This is a genomic window from Thiohalobacter thiocyanaticus, assembly GCF_002356355.1.
In the GTDB taxonomy this organism is placed as follows: Bacteria; Pseudomonadota; Gammaproteobacteria; order Thiohalobacterales; family Thiohalobacteraceae; genus Thiohalobacter; species Thiohalobacter thiocyanaticus_A.
Genome location: NZ_AP018052.1, coordinates 2,418,756 through 2,435,142, shown reverse-complemented (window position 1 = coordinate 2,435,142; position 16,387 = coordinate 2,418,756). Strand labels below are relative to the sequence as shown.

The 16,387-nt window shown below is 64.8% G+C and carries 15 protein-coding genes; 3 read left to right on the top strand and 12 right to left on the bottom strand.

Going from position 1 to position 16,387, the window contains the following annotated elements:
* Positions 1-134: 134 nt before the first annotated feature.
* Positions 135-1,004 (bottom strand): putative capsular polysaccharide synthesis family protein, encoded by an 870-nt coding sequence (locus CFK21_RS11315; RefSeq protein WP_096366758.1) that lies wholly within the window; start codon positions 1,002-1,004, stop codon positions 135-137.
* A gap of 2 nt (positions 1,005-1,006) precedes the next feature.
* Positions 1,007-2,818, bottom strand: coding sequence for an asparagine synthetase B family protein (locus tag CFK21_RS11310; RefSeq protein WP_096366757.1), 1,812 nt, complete (start codon positions 2,816-2,818; stop codon positions 1,007-1,009).
* 195 nt (positions 2,819-3,013) lie between these two features.
* On the opposite strand from CFK21_RS11310, the gene CFK21_RS11305 reads away from it, so the two are divergent.
* Both CFK21_RS11305 and CFK21_RS11300 read left to right on the top strand, forming a co-directional pair.
* Complete coding sequence (locus tag CFK21_RS11305) at positions 3,014-3,709, top strand: tetratricopeptide repeat protein (protein WP_157745634.1); 696 nt, start codon at positions 3,014-3,016, stop codon at positions 3,707-3,709.
* Between the two features lie 30 nt (positions 3,710-3,739).
* Positions 3,740-4,888 carry a glycosyltransferase family 4 protein gene (locus CFK21_RS11300; RefSeq protein WP_096366755.1) on the top strand — a complete coding sequence of 383 codons (1,149 nt, stop codon included), beginning with the start codon at positions 3,740-3,742 and terminating at the stop codon, positions 4,886-4,888.
* A gap of 251 nt (positions 4,889-5,139) precedes the next feature.
* On the opposite strand, the gene CFK21_RS11295 is transcribed toward CFK21_RS11300, so the two are convergent.
* The 7 genes from CFK21_RS11295 to sufB all read right to left on the bottom strand — a co-directional run bounded on the left by CFK21_RS11295 (position 5,140) and on the right by sufB (position 10,728).
* Positions 5,140-5,640, bottom strand: coding sequence for a GlcG/HbpS family heme-binding protein (locus CFK21_RS11295; RefSeq protein ID WP_096366754.1), 501 nt, complete (start codon positions 5,638-5,640; stop codon positions 5,140-5,142).
* A gap of 237 nt (positions 5,641-5,877) precedes the next feature.
* Positions 5,878-6,312 carry a SufE family protein gene (locus CFK21_RS11290; protein ID WP_096366753.1) on the bottom strand — a complete coding sequence of 145 codons (435 nt, stop codon included), beginning with the start codon at positions 6,310-6,312 and terminating at the stop codon, positions 5,878-5,880.
* A gap of 33 nt (positions 6,313-6,345) precedes the next feature.
* Positions 6,346-6,672: an iron-sulfur cluster assembly protein IscA gene (gene iscA, locus CFK21_RS11285; RefSeq protein ID WP_096366752.1), complete on the bottom strand. Its 327-nt coding sequence runs from the start codon at positions 6,670-6,672 to the stop codon at positions 6,346-6,348.
* Between the two features lie 40 nt (positions 6,673-6,712).
* The gene (locus CFK21_RS11280; RefSeq protein ID WP_096366751.1) at positions 6,713-7,120 is read right to left on the bottom strand and encodes an SUF system Fe-S cluster assembly protein; all 408 of its coding nucleotides are present in this window, start codon (positions 7,118-7,120) and stop codon (positions 6,713-6,715) included.
* A 26-nt stretch (positions 7,121-7,146) separates the two neighbouring features.
* The gene (gene sufD / locus CFK21_RS11275; RefSeq protein WP_096366750.1) at positions 7,147-8,496 is read right to left on the bottom strand and encodes a Fe-S cluster assembly protein SufD; all 1,350 of its coding nucleotides are present in this window, start codon (positions 8,494-8,496) and stop codon (positions 7,147-7,149) included.
* A complete protein-coding gene (gene sufC, locus CFK21_RS11270) occupies positions 8,493-9,245 on the bottom strand; it encodes a Fe-S cluster assembly ATPase SufC (RefSeq protein ID WP_096367595.1) in 753 nt (250 codons plus the stop codon). The genes sufD and sufC overlap by 4 nt, the downstream gene beginning before the upstream one ends.
* A 37-nt stretch (positions 9,246-9,282) precedes the next feature.
* A complete protein-coding gene (gene sufB, locus CFK21_RS11265; protein WP_096366749.1) occupies positions 9,283-10,728 on the bottom strand; it encodes a Fe-S cluster assembly protein SufB in 1,446 nt (481 codons plus the stop codon).
* A gap of 523 nt (positions 10,729-11,251) precedes the next feature.
* Here sufB and CFK21_RS11260 point away from each other — a divergent pair.
* Entirely contained in the window at positions 11,252-11,539 is a 288-nt protein-coding gene (locus tag CFK21_RS11260; protein ID WP_096366748.1) for an encapsulin-associated ferritin-like protein, read from the top strand.
* Between the two features lie 39 nt (positions 11,540-11,578).
* Here CFK21_RS11260 and CFK21_RS11255 read toward each other — a convergent pair whose 3' ends face one another.
* From CFK21_RS11255 to CFK21_RS11245, 3 genes are all read right to left on the bottom strand, one after another.
* On the bottom strand, positions 11,579-13,714 hold the full coding sequence (locus CFK21_RS11255) for a sulfatase family protein (protein ID WP_096366747.1): 2,136 nt from the start codon (positions 13,712-13,714) through the stop codon (positions 11,579-11,581).
* Positions 13,715-13,820: 106 nt separating this feature from the next.
* The gene (locus CFK21_RS11250) at positions 13,821-14,789 is read right to left on the bottom strand and encodes a sulfotransferase family protein (protein ID WP_096366746.1); all 969 of its coding nucleotides are present in this window, start codon (positions 14,787-14,789) and stop codon (positions 13,821-13,823) included.
* 123 nt (positions 14,790-14,912) lie between these two features.
* Entirely contained in the window at positions 14,913-16,373 is a 1,461-nt protein-coding gene (locus CFK21_RS11245; protein ID WP_096366745.1) for a lipopolysaccharide biosynthesis protein, read from the bottom strand.
* Between the last annotated feature and the right edge of the window lie 14 nt (positions 16,374-16,387).

The window sequence follows — 16,387 nt, the reverse complement described above, 5'->3', positions numbered from 1 at the left end:
CAGAGGGCGAATGGCATCTGCCAGCCGATCACCGTCATTCCGGCGCAGGCCGGAATCCAGTCACCGCCGCGATCCCTGGATCCCGGCCTGCGCCGGGATGACGGCAGCGGCGAGTTCAAGTGAGCGAGTTTCTGCTAAGGGCCCGACCTTCGCCACTTGTCGCGGAAGGCCCGGATCTGCTCGGGCGTATAGAAATGCCGCATGTACTCGGAATCGTACAGGCGCTCGATGTAATCCTGCGGCAGTCGGATGCGTGAGAGCATCTCGCGGTAGGCGGTGCCGGCCCGTGCATCGTCGCTGCTGATGTGGGTATGCACGGGCCGCGCCGGCGCCGGTCGGCCGAAGAAGGCCTCCAGCCCGGCCTTGAACACTTCGTCGAAACGCTCCAGCTGGAAGATCAGTACATGCACATTGTCGCGGTGCAGGATCTGGTAGCCCTGCGCCGGATCGAACGGCTCCCGATAGACATCAAGGCCGAAATTGGCGTTGAGTTCGTCGCGAATCCAGTCGGTGTGGGCGTCGTGGTTGAAGTCCCGGAAGAAGACCTCCAGCGCCTGGTCAACGCCGATCTCGCCCCGTTCATAGCGGCGGAAGAAACCGGGGATGTGGAAGCGTTCGATGTCGAGGATGAAGTTGGACAGGTTGCGCCCGACGGGTTCGCGTATGGTGGATACGATATACCACTGGCGGGCATCGAGACGATGGGTGATGGCCGCACTGAGCAGGCGGGCCACTCGCAGGTGTCGCTGCCAGACAAACCACTGCACCTTCTGCCGGCGCTCAATGTTGCGGGCGAGATTGTCCGGGTTCAGGTAATGAGTGTGATAGATCGGCCAGGGCAGCTGCATCGCGCGCAGCGTGTTGACCAGGGTCATGGAGCCGACCCGACCCATCTGATGCACCAGCAGCAGGGGGGTGTCGGTTGCAAGTTCGCGGCGCAGGCCGGACAGCAGCCGCCGGGTGTTCACCTCGGAGCGCAGTGAATACAGCAGCGACCGGAGCATGCTCAGGCGTGTTCCTGCAGCCAGAGTTCCAGCATCATGATGACCCAGATCATCACGCCGTAGTAGGCGGAATGGCCGTCGCGGTGGGCGTCGGTCAGGCGGTCCAGGTAGCCGGGATTGAGATAGCCGCGGCGGCGGAATCCGGCCAGGGAGTCATAGGCAAGTTCGCGCAGCTGTTGGTCCTCGGACATCCAGACGCCGAAGGGCAGTCCGAAACCGTGCTTGCTCTTCTCCAGCGTCGCAGCCGGCAGGAAGTCCCTCAGTGAACGTTTGTAGAAGGAACGCAGTTCCAGGCCCCGCATCAACAGCCGGTCGGGGATGCCGGTGCTGAATTCCACCAGTTCCTGGTCCAGCATGGGATAGCGGACCTCCACACCGGCCAGTTGGCAGGTATGGCTGACCTTGCGCAGGTCATTGTCGGCCAGGGTGATCTTCCAGTCCAGATGCAGCATGCTCTTGAGCATGGAGTCCGAGTCGGCGCGCTGGTAGGCCTCGCGGATGTTCCGGATCGGGTCGTCCGGGGCAATCCCCTCCAGGAAATCGGCGGTGAAGATTTCCTGCAGCGGGGTCCGATGCAGAAAGTTGTAGCTTTCCATGCGTTCGGGCATGGGCAGGCGGGCCTGTTCCACATAGCTGCGGAGCTTGCGCAGCGGCGGAACCCCCTGCGGCAGATGCAGCGCCAGCGGCTCGATCAGGGACCGCTTCAGGATGCCGGGCAGGGCATCATAGACGGCGAACACCTTCTGCTTGGCGTAGCGGGCGTTACCGGCGAACAACTCATCTCCGCCGTCGCCTGCCAGCAGGCAACGTATGCCCTCATCACGGGCGAAACGGGCGCAATAGTAGGCGCCGACGGCGGAGGCGTTGCCGAAGGGCTCGTCATAGGCGCGTGCCAGCAGGGGCAGGGCGCTGGTGACATCCTCCGGCGTGACGTAATAGGTGTTGAGCCGGGCGCCGAAATGATCGGCGCTGGTGCGGGCGAAGGGGGTTTCGTCATAACCCTCGGCCTCGAAGCCGATGGAATAGGCCTGCACCGGACTGTCGGTCAGACCGGCATAGACACCGGTCACGGTGCTGCTGTCCAGACCGCCGCTGAGAAAGGCGCCGGTGGGGGCGAGGGCGGGATCCAGACAGCGCTCGACGGCGTTGTGCAGATGCGTCTTGAGTTCCGTCGCCAGCGCAGCTTCCGGATCATGGCGGTCCCGGTACTCGGGATGCCAGTAGAATCCGGCATCGAAACGATCCGCCTCGATCAGCACGTACTGGCCGGGCAGGAGCTTGGAGGTATGGCGGTAGATGGTGACGGGGCTGGGCACCATGTGGAAATAGAGATAGTCGAACAGGGCCTGGGGATTGATGTCGGCGATGAAGTCCGGGTGCCGGCGCAGGCTGTTGAGGGAACTCCCGAACACCACGCCGTCGGCGGTGATCTGATAGGCCAGCGGATGGATCCCCAGCCGGTCAGTGGCCAACAGGACGGTGGCGCGGGCCGGGTCGATGATCGCGAGTGCAAAGTGACCATGCACCTGATCCAGACAGGCCGGGCCGCGCTCGAGAAAGGCGCCGGCCAGACGCTCGGCGAGGGCCTTCGCCTCCAGCGTCTCACGCTGCCAGCGGGGCTGGCCGGCCAGGGCGATGAGCAGTCCGCGGCTTTCCACCACCTGCCCGGCCGGTCCGGCCGTGGCGCAGAAGGCCGGCTCGCGGACACAACGATTCACAGGCGTCAGCGGACAGGCCGAGAGCATGGCCTCGGCCATTTCCGTGGTCTGGGCCCGGCCGGCCGTGAAGCCGATCCATCCGCACAGGTTGGTCATTCCGGAACAGGTCCTTCTAAGGTATGGTTGCAGTTGTTGCGGGCGTTCTAACCGGTCGAATGTCGATTGCGGTATGATCCTGGAACTGTTGACAAAAGTCCACTTGCCGCCGCCGCGGTCCGTATTGGGTTTTTTCGTCAATTCATTATGCTAAAGTCGATCGGCGCGATCTGTACAAACTTTAAAGGGCCTAGCATGCACTGGTTGAAATGCCTGCGGATTTTCCTTGCCGCGCCCCTGCTGCTGCCGGCGGGCGTCGGCGCCATTGGATCCTTCAATCCCTCGGCGGCGGAGCTCAGCCTGCTGCCGCCCTACTGCGTCCCGCGTGCCCAGCGCTGGGGCAATGACCTGGCGCATCCCGAGGTCCAGCGCTGGCGTTCCGTGTTCGGCAGTGACTATTTCCACATGCATCACTATTGCCAGGGCATGCTGCTGCTGCTGCGGGGCGATCGTCAACCCCTGGGCTCGCGTCAGGCCTCAGGTGAATACGAAGCGGCCCTCAACAATCTGGAATACATGGAAAGCCGGGCCTCAAGGGGGTTCGTCCTGATGCCGGAACTGTACCTGAAGAAGGCACGGGTGCTGCAGCGCCTCGGCCGCGACCACGAGGCACAGCGGGCCCTGCGCCATGCCATCGAACTCAAACGGGATTATGTGCCCGCCTATGCCGCGCTCAGTGATTTCTATCTGGATCGCGGCAAGGCGGAGCCGGCTCGCCAGGTGCTGCAGGAGGGGCTGGCGGTTGTTCCGGATGCCGTTATTCTGCAGCGCAGACTGGGTGAGATGTCCCGGCGCCAGGATCAGACGCCCGAACCCGGTCAGGCAGAACAGGAGGGAGCGGCTGCATCAGCGCCACCGCCGACCGTTCCGGGCATGGATGCAGCGCCCTAGGCCGCGCGGCCTGGACCCCGGGATGCAGGCATGAGCCAGTTACAGGACAAGGCCGCCTTGGTCATCAGTGAATTGTTCCTGCCGACCAAGGGCGGCACGGCGGTCTGGTTCGATGAGGTTTACCGGCGTCTGGGAGGGAAGAATATCCATATCCTGACGGCAGAGGTGCCGGGCAGCCGGGCGCATGATGCCGATCATCCCAACTCCATTCACCGTGTCAGCCTGACCCGGCACTGGTGGTTGCGGCCTGAATCACTGGCCATGTACGCCAAGCTGCTGTGGCGGGCCTTTGCGATCACATTGCGGCAACCGGTGGCCACGCTGCACGCCGGGCGGGTATTGCCCGAGGGGATGGTGGCGCTGCTGGTCGGTCGCCTGCTGGGCAAGCCGGTGGTGATCTACGCCCACGGCGAGGAGATCACCACCTGGAACACGCCGCTGAAGCAGCGCGTGCTGCGTTTCGTCTACCGCCATGCCGATACCGTGGTCGCCAACAGCCGTTTCACCCGGGATCTGCTGCTGGTCAGGGGAGTGGATGCGGCGCGCATCCGGTTGATCTATCCCGGGGTGGATACCCGGCGTTTCCGGCCCGGCCTGGAGATCGGAGATCTGCGTCGCGGCATCGGTGCCGAGGGCGCCAAGCTGATACTCTCAGTGGGCCGGCTGACCCGGCGCAAGGGATTCGACCAGGTGATCCAGGCACTGCCGGCGCTGCACGAGCGTGGCATCGACGTGCACTATGCCCTGATCGGGATCGGCGAGGACGAGGATTACCTGCGCCGTCTGGCCGCGGAACAGGGGATGAGCGAGCGGGTGCACCTGCTCGGGCATGTGAGCCCGGAGGATCTGCCGCGCTGGTATAACGCGGCGGATGTGTTCGCCATGCCCAACCGCGAGATCGGCGGCGACACCGAGGGCTTCGGCATGGTGTTCATCGAGGCCGCGGCCTGCGGTACGCCAGCCATCGCCGGTCAGGCGGGCGGCACCGGATCGGCGGTGCTGGACGATGAGACCGGGCTGCGCATCGAGGGTGCCGACCTCAATCAGGTGACCGAAGCGCTGGCGCGCATCCTCGGCGACGAGGCGCTGGCGCGTCGTCTCAGTCGCAATGCCCTGGAGCGGGTGCAGCGCGAATTCGCCTGGGAGGCGGTGGCGGAGAAGACCCGGCCGTTGTTGTGAGAGACAAGAGCGCCACGGAATACACGGAATACACGGAAAATATATTGGTAAAAACTGAACAGGGCCCGCCTGACTCGAGGCTCGTCATTCCGGCGCAGGCCGGAATCCATTGACCACAGTGGTTTCTGGATTCCGGCCTGCGCCGGAATGACAGGGAATCTCAAATATTGCCCTCCGACTTGTCATCAATTATGTCCGTGCTTTCCGTGTATTCCGTGGCGCTCTTGTTCTTGCCCCTGTTCCTGTTCAGATCAGTCCGCGAACTCCAGCCGCATCTCGTATTCCTTCACCGCATTGGCCGCGCATTCCTCGTCGATGTCGCCGCCCGGGGCGCCGCTCACGCCCACCGCGCCGATCAGGCTGCCGCCGGAGCGGATCTCGACCCCGCCGCGCATCATGATCAGACCGTCGATATGGTTGAGCTCGCGGGCGATGTCGCCGCGGTTACTGATCAGGGTACCGGTATCCACGCCACCCATGATGACGGCGTTGGCCTTCTCCTCCGAGATCTGCAGGGTGAAGCGCGGGGCCAGGTCGTCGCGCAGGGCCGCACGCAGGTTGCCGTTGCGGTCAACCACAACCGCGCTGACCTGGTAGCCCTTTTCGCGGCAGTCCATGACAGCGGTGTTGGCGATGTCGCGGGCCAGATCCAGGCCGATGTTCTTCTGGGTGAGCATGTCCTCGGCGCCGGCGCTGGCCGTGATGCCGAGACCGAGCAGCAGGGTGAGTCCCGTGGAATTCTTCCGCTTCATATCGACCTCCTGTATTGGTGGCGCTTGTATCAAGCCGTTTCGACGTACCTGACTGTCATTCCCGCGCAGACGGGAATCCAGTGTATCCGGATCCGGATGCAGTTCCGGCCCGTCTCTGTGACAGGGATCCCTGAAAGAAGGACACGCCGGCCTGGCATTAGTTCCGGCCTTCAACTGACTATAGTGACGGTGCAGGGGGGTGTCGATATTCCATTCGCCGCCCTTGCGGCGCCCGGTTCAGGCCGGGGTTGAGGCGTTCTGCTGAGCCGCCCTGGCCTGGTTCTTCATCATTTCGAACAGGGCATAGACGCCGATATGGCGGTTGGGGGAGAGCTGCTCGTCGAGCTGGAGTTTTTCGAAGATCTCGTCCATGTCGAGTTGATTGATCTCGGCGGCGCTGCGGCCGCTGGAGAGCTGGATCAGCAGGGCCAGAACGCCCTTGATCACGGCAGTGTCGCAGTCGCCATGGTACTGGATCGCACCCGGCTGTTCCGGGTCGGGGTAGGCATGTATATGCACGGTGCTCATGCAGCCCTTGACCCGGTTGTCCTCGGTCTTGAGTTCCCCGGGCATGGGCGGCAGCTGCTCGCCCAGTTCGATCAGGTACTGGTAACGCTGGTCCCAGTCGCCCAGCAGTTCGAAGGTGTCGACGAATTCCTGTAGGTCGGTCATGCCTGTCCCGTTACTGCCCGGTGTGAATGGCCTTCAGACGCTGAAGGATTCGCCGCAGCCGCAGCTGTCCTTGACGTTGGGGTTGTTGAACTCGAAACCCTCGTTCAGGGCATTCTGGCGGACATAGTCGAGCTCCATGCCGTCGAGCATGGGCATGCTCCTGCTGTCGACTACGACCTTCACGCCATGGCATTCGAATACCTGGTCGTCGTCACCGATCTCGTCGGCGTAATCGACCACGTAGGCGAAGCCGCTGCAGCCGCTCTTGCGGGTGCCCAGGCGCAGCCCGAGGCCTTCGCCGCGTTTGGCCAGCATGGTGCGGACGCGTTCGGCGGCCGCTTCGGTAAGCTGTATGGACATCAATTGCCTCCCGTCAAAACTCGTAGTGCGTAAACTGGGGTCAGAGCATGCCCAGTTCAAGCCGGGCCTCGTCGCTCATGCGGTCCATGGTCCAGGGCGGATCCCAGACCAGTTCCACGTTGACCTCGTTGACCTCTTCCAGGCGCCTGACCGCCTTGGCCACCATGCCCGGCATGCTGCCGGCGACCGGGCAGGCCGGGGCGGTGAGGGTCATGTCGATGTCGACCTTGCCGCTGGCCTGGTGGATCACGATCTTGTAGATCAGGCCCAGGTCATACAGATTGACCGGGATTTCCGGGTCATAGACGGTGCGCAGCGCGGCGATGACACGCTCCTCAAGGGTGTCGCCCTCGACCTCCAGCGGCGTGTCCTGATCCGGCTCGCTGTGGCCCTGACCGGCCTGGTCGAGTTCCTCTTTGTCGATGAAGCGGGCGATGCGTTCAAACATGGCCTTGTCTCCGTGTTTCCAGGTGGTTAACCGCTGGCGGTCGTGTCGATGTTCACATCGGCCAGCCGATGCTGCAGCTTCTGGTCGACCCGCTCGATGAAGGCAGGTACCGTACAGCTTTCCAGCACCTCGTCGGCAAAACCCAGGCACAGCATCTTGCGGGCGGTGTCGGCATTGATGCCGCGGGCGCGCAGGTAGAACAACTGCATCGGATCCAGCTGACCGACCGTGGTGCCGTGACTGCACTTGACGTCGTCGGCGAAGATCTCCAGCTGTGGCTTGGTGTCGACCTCGGCGCTGCGCGACAGCAGCAGGGTGTCGTTGGACAGGTGCGCCTCGGTCTGCTGGGCGTCCTGGATCACGCGGATGCGACCGTCCAGCACCGCCTTGCCCCTGCCGGCCAGGATGCCCTTGAACTTCTGCTCGCTGTTGCAGCGCGGCACCGGGTGGCGTACATCCAGATGGATGTCGGTGAGCTGGCCGTCGCCGGCGAAGTAGAAGCCGGCCAGTTCGCAGTTGGCTTCCTCGGCGCTGAATGCGGTGTGGTACTCGGTGCGCGCCCAGGTGCCGCCGAGGCTGGCCACCATGCCGCGATAGCGGCTGCGCGCGGCCTGGGCCAGGTGGATCACGCTCATGTGATAGGCCTGGGCGGCCTCGTCCTGCAGCCGGTCATGCTCCAGTTCGGCGTCCTCGCCGAGCATGATCTCGGTCAGGCCGTTGTTGAAGTAGGCCGCGTCGGTGGTACTGGCGTACTGCTCGACCAGCCGGGCGCTGGCGCCCTGGTCCAGCACGATCAGGTTGCGCGGCGTCATCACGCTGGGCTCGTCCAGGCCCACCGACAGGTACAGCACCTCGATGGGCTGTTCGATGGCGACCCCGGCCGGGATGTACAGGCACATGCCGTCGTTGAGCAGGGCCGTGTTCAGGGCCTCGAAGGTCTCCAGGTCATTGTCGATGATGGCCTTGCCCAGCCACTGATCGACGAAGTCGCTGTCACTGTCGATGGCATCGCGCAGGCTGATCAGGCTGACGGCGCTGTCCAGGCCGCCGGTGGCCGACAGGTGCGGCACCAGCCGACCGTTGGCGAACACCAGCCGGGCCGCGGGCTGTTCCACCAGCAGCAGCTCGTCGATGTCGGAGTCGGTCAGGGCCTCGAAGGCCTCGTCGCGGTAGCGGAACGGCTGTTCCAGCACCTGGCCGATGTTGCTGTAGCGCCACTCCTCGGCCTTGCGGGTGGGAAAGCCCTGTTCCTCGAACCGGGCGGCCGCGGCCTGGCGGCGCGTCTCCAGCCACTGCTGGCCGGCGCCCGGCAGCGTCGACCGCGCGGCGTCGATCAGCTCGCGGTAGTGCTCGACAGGCTTGAGGGCCTCGCTCATGCCGCGGCCTCCTCGAGGACCCAGTTGTAGCCCTTCTCTTCCAGTTCCAGGGCCAGCGACTTGTCACCCGAGCGGATGATCCTGCCGTTGGCCAGCACATGGACGAAGTCCGGCTCGATGTAGTCGAGCAGACGCTGGTAGTGGGTCACCAGGATCATGCCGCGCTCGGGGCTGCGCAGGGCGTTGACCCCGTCGGCGACGATGCGCAGGGCGTCGATGTCCAGACCCGAGTCGGTCTCGTCCAGGATGGCCAGTTTCGGCTCCAGCACGGCCATCTGCAGGATCTCGTTGCGTTTCTTCTCACCGCCGGAGAAGCCGGCATTGACCGAGCGCTTGAGCAGGTCGGGCTTCATCTCGACGATCTTGAGCTTCTCCTGCATCAGCTTCATGAAATCAACGGCGCTCAGCGCCGGCTCGCCGCGTTCGGCGCGGATGGCATTCAGCGATTCGCGCAGGAACACGGTGTTGTTCACGCCGGGCAGCTCCACCGGGTACTGCATGGCCAGGAACAGGCCCTTGCGGGCGCGCTCCTCGACCTCCAGGTCGAGCAGGTCCTGATCCTCGAACCTGACCTCGCCGCCGGTGACCTCGTAGCCGTCGCGGCCGGACAGGACATGGGCGAGGGTGCTCTTGCCGGAGCCGTTGGGGCCCATGATGGCGTGCACCTCGCCGGCGTTGACCTCCAGGTTCAGGCCCTTGAGGATGGGCTGGCCGTCGACGTCGACCGTGAGATCCTTGATAGAAAGCAGCATGTTGATAATCCTCCTGCGTTAATCCGGGTTCGGTTCAGCCGACAGCGCCTTCCAGGCTGACACTCAACAGTTTCTGGGCCTCGGCGGCGAATTCCATGGGCAGCTCCTGGAACACTTCCTTGCAGAAGCCGTTGACGATCATGGAGACGGCGTCCTCTTCCGACATGCCGCGCTGGCGGCAGTAGAAGAGCTGGTCCTCGCCGATCTTGGAGGTGGTCGCCTCGTGCTCGACCTTGGCGGTCGGGTTGCGCACCTCCATGTAGGGATAGGTGTGGGCGGCGCACTTGTCGCCGATCAGCAGCGAGTCGCACTGGGTGTGGTTGCGCGCGTTTTCGGCCTTCGGGGCCATGCGCACCAGGCCGCGATAGGCATTGCTGCTGTGGGCGGCCGAGATGCCCTTGGAGACGATGGTGCTGCGGGTGTTGCGGCCCATGTGGATCATCTTGGTGCCGGTATCGGCCTGCTGGCGGCCCTTGGTCACGGCCACGGAATAGAACTCACCGCGCGAGTCGTCGCCGCGCAGGATGCAGCTGGGATACTTCCAGGTGATGGCCGAGCCGGTCTCGACCTGGGTCCAGGAGATGTGCGAGCGGTCGCCGCGGCAGTCGCCGCGCTTGGTGACGAAGTTGTAGATGCCGCCCTTGCCCTGCTCGTCGCCCGGGTACCAGTTCTGCACCGTGGAATACTTGATATAGGCATCCTCCAGCGCGACCAGCTCGACCACGGCGGCGTGCAGCTGGTTCTCGTCGCGCATGGGCGCGGTGCAGCCCTCGAGGTAGCTCACCGTGCTGCGGTCGTCGGCGATGATCAGGGTGCGCTCGAACTGGCCGGTATTGGCCGCGTTGATGCGGAAATAGGTGGACAGCTCCATCGGGCAGCGGGTGTCCTTGGGGATGTAGACAAAGGTGCCGTCGGTGAACACGGCCGTGTTCAGGGCGGCGAAGTAGTTGTCGCGCGCCGGCACCACCGAGCCCAGGTACTGTTTGACCAGCTCGGGATGCTCCTGCACCGCCTCGGAGATGGAGCAGAAGATCACGCCGGCCTCGGCCAGCTTCTCCTTGAAGGTGGTCGCCACCGAGACGCTGTCGAACACCGCGTCCACCGCCACGCCGGCCAGGGCCTTCTGTTCCTCCAGCGGGATGCCCAGCTTCTCGTAGGTCTCCAGCAGGGTGGGGTCGACCTCGTCCAGGCTCTTGGGCCCGTCCTTCTTCTTGGGCGAGGAGTAATAGGAGATGGCCTGGAAGTCGATGTCCGGATGATGCACCGAGGCCCACTCGGGCTTGGTCATGGTCAGCCACTGCCGATAGGCCTCCAGCCGCCACTCGAGCAGCCACTCGGGCTCGTTCTTGCGGGCGGAGATCTGCCGGATCACGTCCTCGTTGAGCCCCGGCGGAATGGTCTCGGATTCGATTTCGGTGACAAACCCGTGCTCGTATTCCTGGCGGATCAGTTCGTCGACTTGTTCGGTTCCGGTACTCATCGATTGAGCTCCTCTCCCGGCAGACCCGATGCGTGTTCGGTGCTGCCTGCTTTAAGATGCTGGCCCGGGCCCGGCCTGGTTCAGGGGGGCCGTTGCGGTCGGCGGCGCGGTCCTGTCGTCTCGCGACGACGGTGAATCCCAGCCGGATTGTACAATTTTTGCCACTTTCCGGTGGGTTCCCGGGTGTCGGGCCCCGACGAATTTCCTTAGCTAATTGGTCGGGTATTCTAATAATTGTTGACCAAAATAGTCAACATTATTTCCGGTGGGGATTGGGTGTCGGAAAAACAGTGACTTGGACCTGCGGGAGACGGGCTTTCCCGGCTGGCTGGGAGTTTGTTACCCCTGAGCGGGCGGGACCGTGCCGGTAACTTTATTATATTAACGCTGTCAGCCGCAGTATCGCAAGCTGTCGGACGTCGGTCGGGGAGTTGATTGTCCGGTTTTCACCGGATGGGGTAGGATGGCCGCACGATCGGGTGCCCCGATCCCATTGTCCGAAAACCAGCGAAGGAGAAACAGCGTGGCGAACGAAGGTTACCATGAACCTGTCGAGGAACTGGATGACGAGACCCGCGATATGCATCGCGCCATCACCTCCCTGATGGAGGAACTGGAAGCGGTGGACTGGTACAACCAGCGGGTCACCGCCTGCAAGGACGACGAGCTGCGCGCCATTCTCAAGCACAACCGCGACGAGGAGAAGGAACACGCCGCCATGGTTCTGGAATGGATCCGCCGGCGCGATCCCAAGTTCGACGAGGAACTGCGCGACTACCTGTTCACCGACAAGCCCATCGCGCACGACTGATCCTGAATCCGCGGCGGCCCGTCCGGGCCGCTGTCATCCCTATCCGTTCCCCGCCGCCCGCGGCTGCAGCAACTGGCCGTCCCATTCCATACCGGGTTCCAGCGACATCCATTCGATCAGTTCCCGCTTCAGCCGGGCCGCGACCTGCGGATATTCGTCGATGACGTTGTCATAGCACAGCGGGTCGTTCTCGATGTCGAACAGCCAGTACTCGGCGCCGTCGCGCATGGGCAGGTAGACCAGTTTCCATTTGTCGGTGCGGATCATGCGGTCCTTGGCCTGAATCACCCGGCTCCGGTACTCCGGCTTGATCGCGAGCGTGCCGGTGTGCTTGTCCGGCACCTCCAGCATCTCCAGCAGCGGCGGATATTGCAGGTGATTGTCCTGCAGTCCGGGGATCTGTCCCAGCCAGACGCCGGTCTCGTGGAAGGCGGGCAGGTCGAGATCGAAATCCGCCTGCTGCAGGTAGCCGGCAAGCGAGACGCCGTCCACCGATTCAGGTACCGGAAGCTCAAGCAGTTCCAGCAGGGTGGGCATGAGGTCCACGCTGCGCACGGTGCGGTGTACCGCCCGGCCGTCGCGGTGGCGTGGATCCAGGATCAATATCGGGATGCGGGCGCTGGGGTCGTCCCCGACCACGCTGTTGCCCTGGCCCCAGGTGTGGCGCTCGAACAGGTCGGTGCCGTGATCGCTGTAGATGACGATCAGGGTGTTGTCGCGCAGGCCCAGTGATTCCAGGTGCTCGACAATGGCGCGGACCTGATCATCGAAGCTCCTGACCGCGCCGTCGTAGAGGTCGATCACCTGCTGGATATCGAAGGCCTCCTTGCCCTGCTCCTGGCGCTTGATGATGGAGGAGGGGTCGGTCAGGCCGGACAGCGCGAACTTGGAATCGCCGTAATAGTCCCCGGCCGCAAACATCTTGTAATAGGGGTATTCCGAGCCGAAGGGCGCATGGGTCGCACCCATGAACACGTTCAGGTGAAAGGGGCGATCCCCGGCGGCGTATTCGCTCAGCAGCTGCCTGGCCTTGTAGGTGATCTCGGTATAGATGGGAAAGCCGGCGAGGTAATAGATCTCGGGCAGCAGGCGCTTGCCCAGCGGGTTGTGGGCGAACAGGCTCAGGAACAGCCGGATGTCCTTCGGGCCCTGGCGGATGAGAAATTTGATATTCCACTGGTCCTCCGGCAGGTCGGTCTTCCGGTAGCCGAAGCTGAGCTTGGCCAGATCGCCGCCGGCCCAGTCGCCGACGGCGGCGGTATGGTAGCCGGCACGGCTGAGCAGTTCGGGCAGACCGGTCGCCGGAAGCCGGGTCTCGGGATCCCCGATGTAGTTGCTGCGGATGCCGGTGCGCTGCGGCCAGGCGCCGGTGAGCATGCTCGCCAGGCTGGGCGCGGTGCGGGCGACCGGGACATAGGCCTGGGTGAAGAAGGTGCCTTCGCGGGCCAGGTCGTCGATGTAGGGGGTGAGTTCGCGCGCGTAGCCGGTGACGCTGAAACGGTCGGCGCGCAGGGTGTCCGAGCCGATCATCAACAGGTTCATGCGCGGCGTCGTGGTGCCGGCCTGCAGGCCGTGGCTGACCGGCTCAGGGTGATAGTTCAACCCCAGGTACAGGGCGGCGCCGGCGATCGCGTAGGCGGTCAGAAAGCGTGCGGTGCCCACGGCACCGCGGCGGCGTCCGGCCATGATGCCGCTCAGCAGGGCCAGTCCCAGCAGCCCGATGATCAGGATCTGAAGCAGGGTAAGCCGCGTCGGGGTGAGCAGATCCCAGACCGGGTACAGCCTGGCCGGATCGTAGAGGAAGGAGGCGATGATCCCGGAGGGGTTGTAGAGCAGCAGATGCAGGAACAGGGCACCGGTGATGATGCTCCAGGCCAGCCCGGCCCAGATCAGTGCCGGCAGGAAACGGACCGGGCGGCCATGGCTCTGGCAGCGGGCGAGATGGATTACGCTGCCCACGCTGGCCAGGGCGAATGAGATCAGCCAGGTCCAGGCGGCCAGCCGCAGCATGGCAAGGGCGGCATAGCTACTGTAGGAGTCCAGGATCTCGCCGCGGATCTCGGGCCCGGTGCGGGTGAAATCGAGCAGTGACTTGGCTGTCAGGACCAGGGTGACCAGGGTGGCGACCACGGCCGCCGCCGCCAGCAGTTTCCAGTATTGTCTGTGTTCGCGCATATCTTGAGTACCAGCCGCGGCTCGTAACGGCCGCTTCCTCGGTCAAACCCTGAGCTTAGCGCCGCTCCGGTGTGGCCGGCAATAGCCGGAGGCTTACAAGGCCGGCTCAGAGACGCGCCACCGGGCGCTGGTGAAAGGTGCGGTTGAACCATTTGCGCACCCGGTTGTGCAGCCGGTAGCCGGCGCGCAGGGGCAGGGGCAGAGGCGCGACGGTTGCCGACAGCGGGTAAGCGTATGCGCGCAGCAGGTCCGGTACCGCCCGTTCGAAGGTGGCGATCTGGCGCGGCGTCATGCGCTCGCGCCACTTCCCGACGTTGCCCTGCTGCAGTCCCTGCGAGACCAGCGGCGTGGTCTTGAGCAGCTTGCTGTCCATCTGGCCGGGACGTTCGAAGTCGAGGATCTCCTCGCTGTAGGGTTCGTGCAGGAAATCGCACAGGCGTTCGAGCTGCTCCTGCGGCGCGTCCAGCAGGTCCTCGTAGCGCAGCTCCAGGTAGCGCTCCGGCCCCAGCCGGCGGCCGCTGCGCCGGCCCGCCTCGACGCATTCCTCCCAGTAGCGGGCGGCGTGATAGATGTTATAGACATCGAAGTCGTGGCGCCGCGCCAGCATGGACAGGGCCACGTCGCGGCCGTCGCGGATCAGATGCACCACCTGGCAGTTCGGGAACAGGGCGTCGATGGTGTCCAGGTGCTGGACATAATAGGGGGTCTTGTCACCCCAGCGCACCTTGCCGGCGCGCCGGGCCAGATGCCGGTAGAGAGCGTCGATGAGCCCGGCCAGGCCGACGGGCCGTTCTGCGGCCAGGGCCCGGGCCAGTCCGGCCAGCTGCGGGTCGCCGGCCTCGACAAACTCGCGGAAGAACACCGGCCGCAGCTTCTGCATGGCCTGGAGCAGGTCCTGAATCTGGTCGCTGCGGTCCAACGGCGGTTGCGGGCCGTAGCGGCGGTACAGGGGGATGAAGAAGTGCGATTCGTCCCCGGGCAGGAACAGCCGCGGATGCGAGCGCAGCATGTACAGCAGCAGGGTGGTGCCGGAGCGGGGCGCGCCGACGATGAACAGGGGCCTTTCCGGATTCATGGAGACAGCGATACCTCGGCAACGACACGACAGCCAGCGCGTAGGATGGGTGAAGGCGCTCTGCGCCGCAACCCATCAGCGGCGGGGATGATGGGTTGCGCCTCGCTCTGCCCGGCCGGCGATTCAGCCACGGCGCAGCAGCCAGCGCCGCCAGCGCTGCGCCTCGTCGCGGATACCCGCCAGTGGCAGCGCCAGAAACACCAGCAGATAGAACAGCACCGCCGCCGCCGCCATCCCGAACAGATAGGGCCAGCTCAAGGTGCTGCCCAGCTGCTGCTGCCAGAGGCCGTCCAGCCCGGCCAGGAAGCCGAACAGCAGCAGGTTCAGCAGCACCGGGGCGGCCAGGGCCGCCGGCAGATCCGACCAGCGTGCGTCCAGGCTGCGCCGGGCCAGGGCGAAGAAGCGCAGCGCGATCCAGGCCTGGCAGGGCACCATGGCCCAGGCCACGCCGACCATGCCCCAGCGCAGTCCGATCAGGCAACCCACGGCAATGACCAGCGCCGACTCGACCTGCAGCGCCAGTTCCCGCCCCAGCCAGTTGCGCGCCGCGGTCACCGCCCGCGACGGCCGGATGATGCACTGGCTGAGGCCGATCAGGGACAGGATCTGCAGCGGCAGCGCGGCCGGGCTCCAGTTGGGACCGTAGACCAGGGTGATGAAGGCCGGCGCCAGCCAGAACAGGCTGACATAGATCGGCAGCATGTACAGGGTGACCAGGCTGAGCGTGCGCCGGTACAGCCAGCGCGACTGGTCGGCGTTGTCCTGCAGCTTGGACAGGGCGCGGAAGGTGGTGGCGTAGGCCGGGGTGCCGATCATCTCGGCCGGGATCTGGAACAGGCTGCCGGCCTTGTTGTACAGGCCGAGGAAATGCTCGCCCAGGGTGCGGCTGATGAGAAAGTTTTCCACCTGGCGGTTGATGTGGAAGGCGACATTGTTGGCCTGGATTCGTACCCCGTAGCGGCCGAGGTCGCCCACTGCCCGGCGGTCCAGCTGCAGGGTCAGCGGCAGACGCACCACCCGTTTGCTCAGCAGGATCTGGATGAAGGTGCCGAGCAGACCGCTCAGCACCAGGCTCCATACGCCCATGCCGTGCCAGGCCATGGCGATGCCGGCCAGCCCCGACAGGAACATGCCGCCGAAGGAGACCAGGGCGAAGGCCTTGAAGCGCATCTCGCGGTGCATCCAGGCCGCCTGGGTGTTCATCAGCGGCCGCAGCAGGAAACCCACCGCCGCCGTCTGCAGCAGCGGCCGGTACAGCGGGTCGTCGTACCAGGCGGCGAAGGGCCAGGCCAGGAGGTAGAACAGCAGAAACAGGCCGGTGCCGATCAGCAGCTGCAGGGTGAAGGCGGTATTGTAGTGGCGCTGTTCCACCTCGCGGGCCTGGACCAGCGCCTTGGACATGCCGCCCACCGCCACCACCGTGGCCAGGCCGGTGAAGATCTGGATGGTGACCATCATGCCGAATTCTTCCGGCACCAGCAGGCGGGCCAGGATCACGCCGAACACGAATTGCACGGCGAAGCTGCCCGTGCCCTTGGTGATCAGCCAGGTGGTGCCGGAACGGAGCGAATCCTGCAGGGCCATGGTCAGCGGGTCAG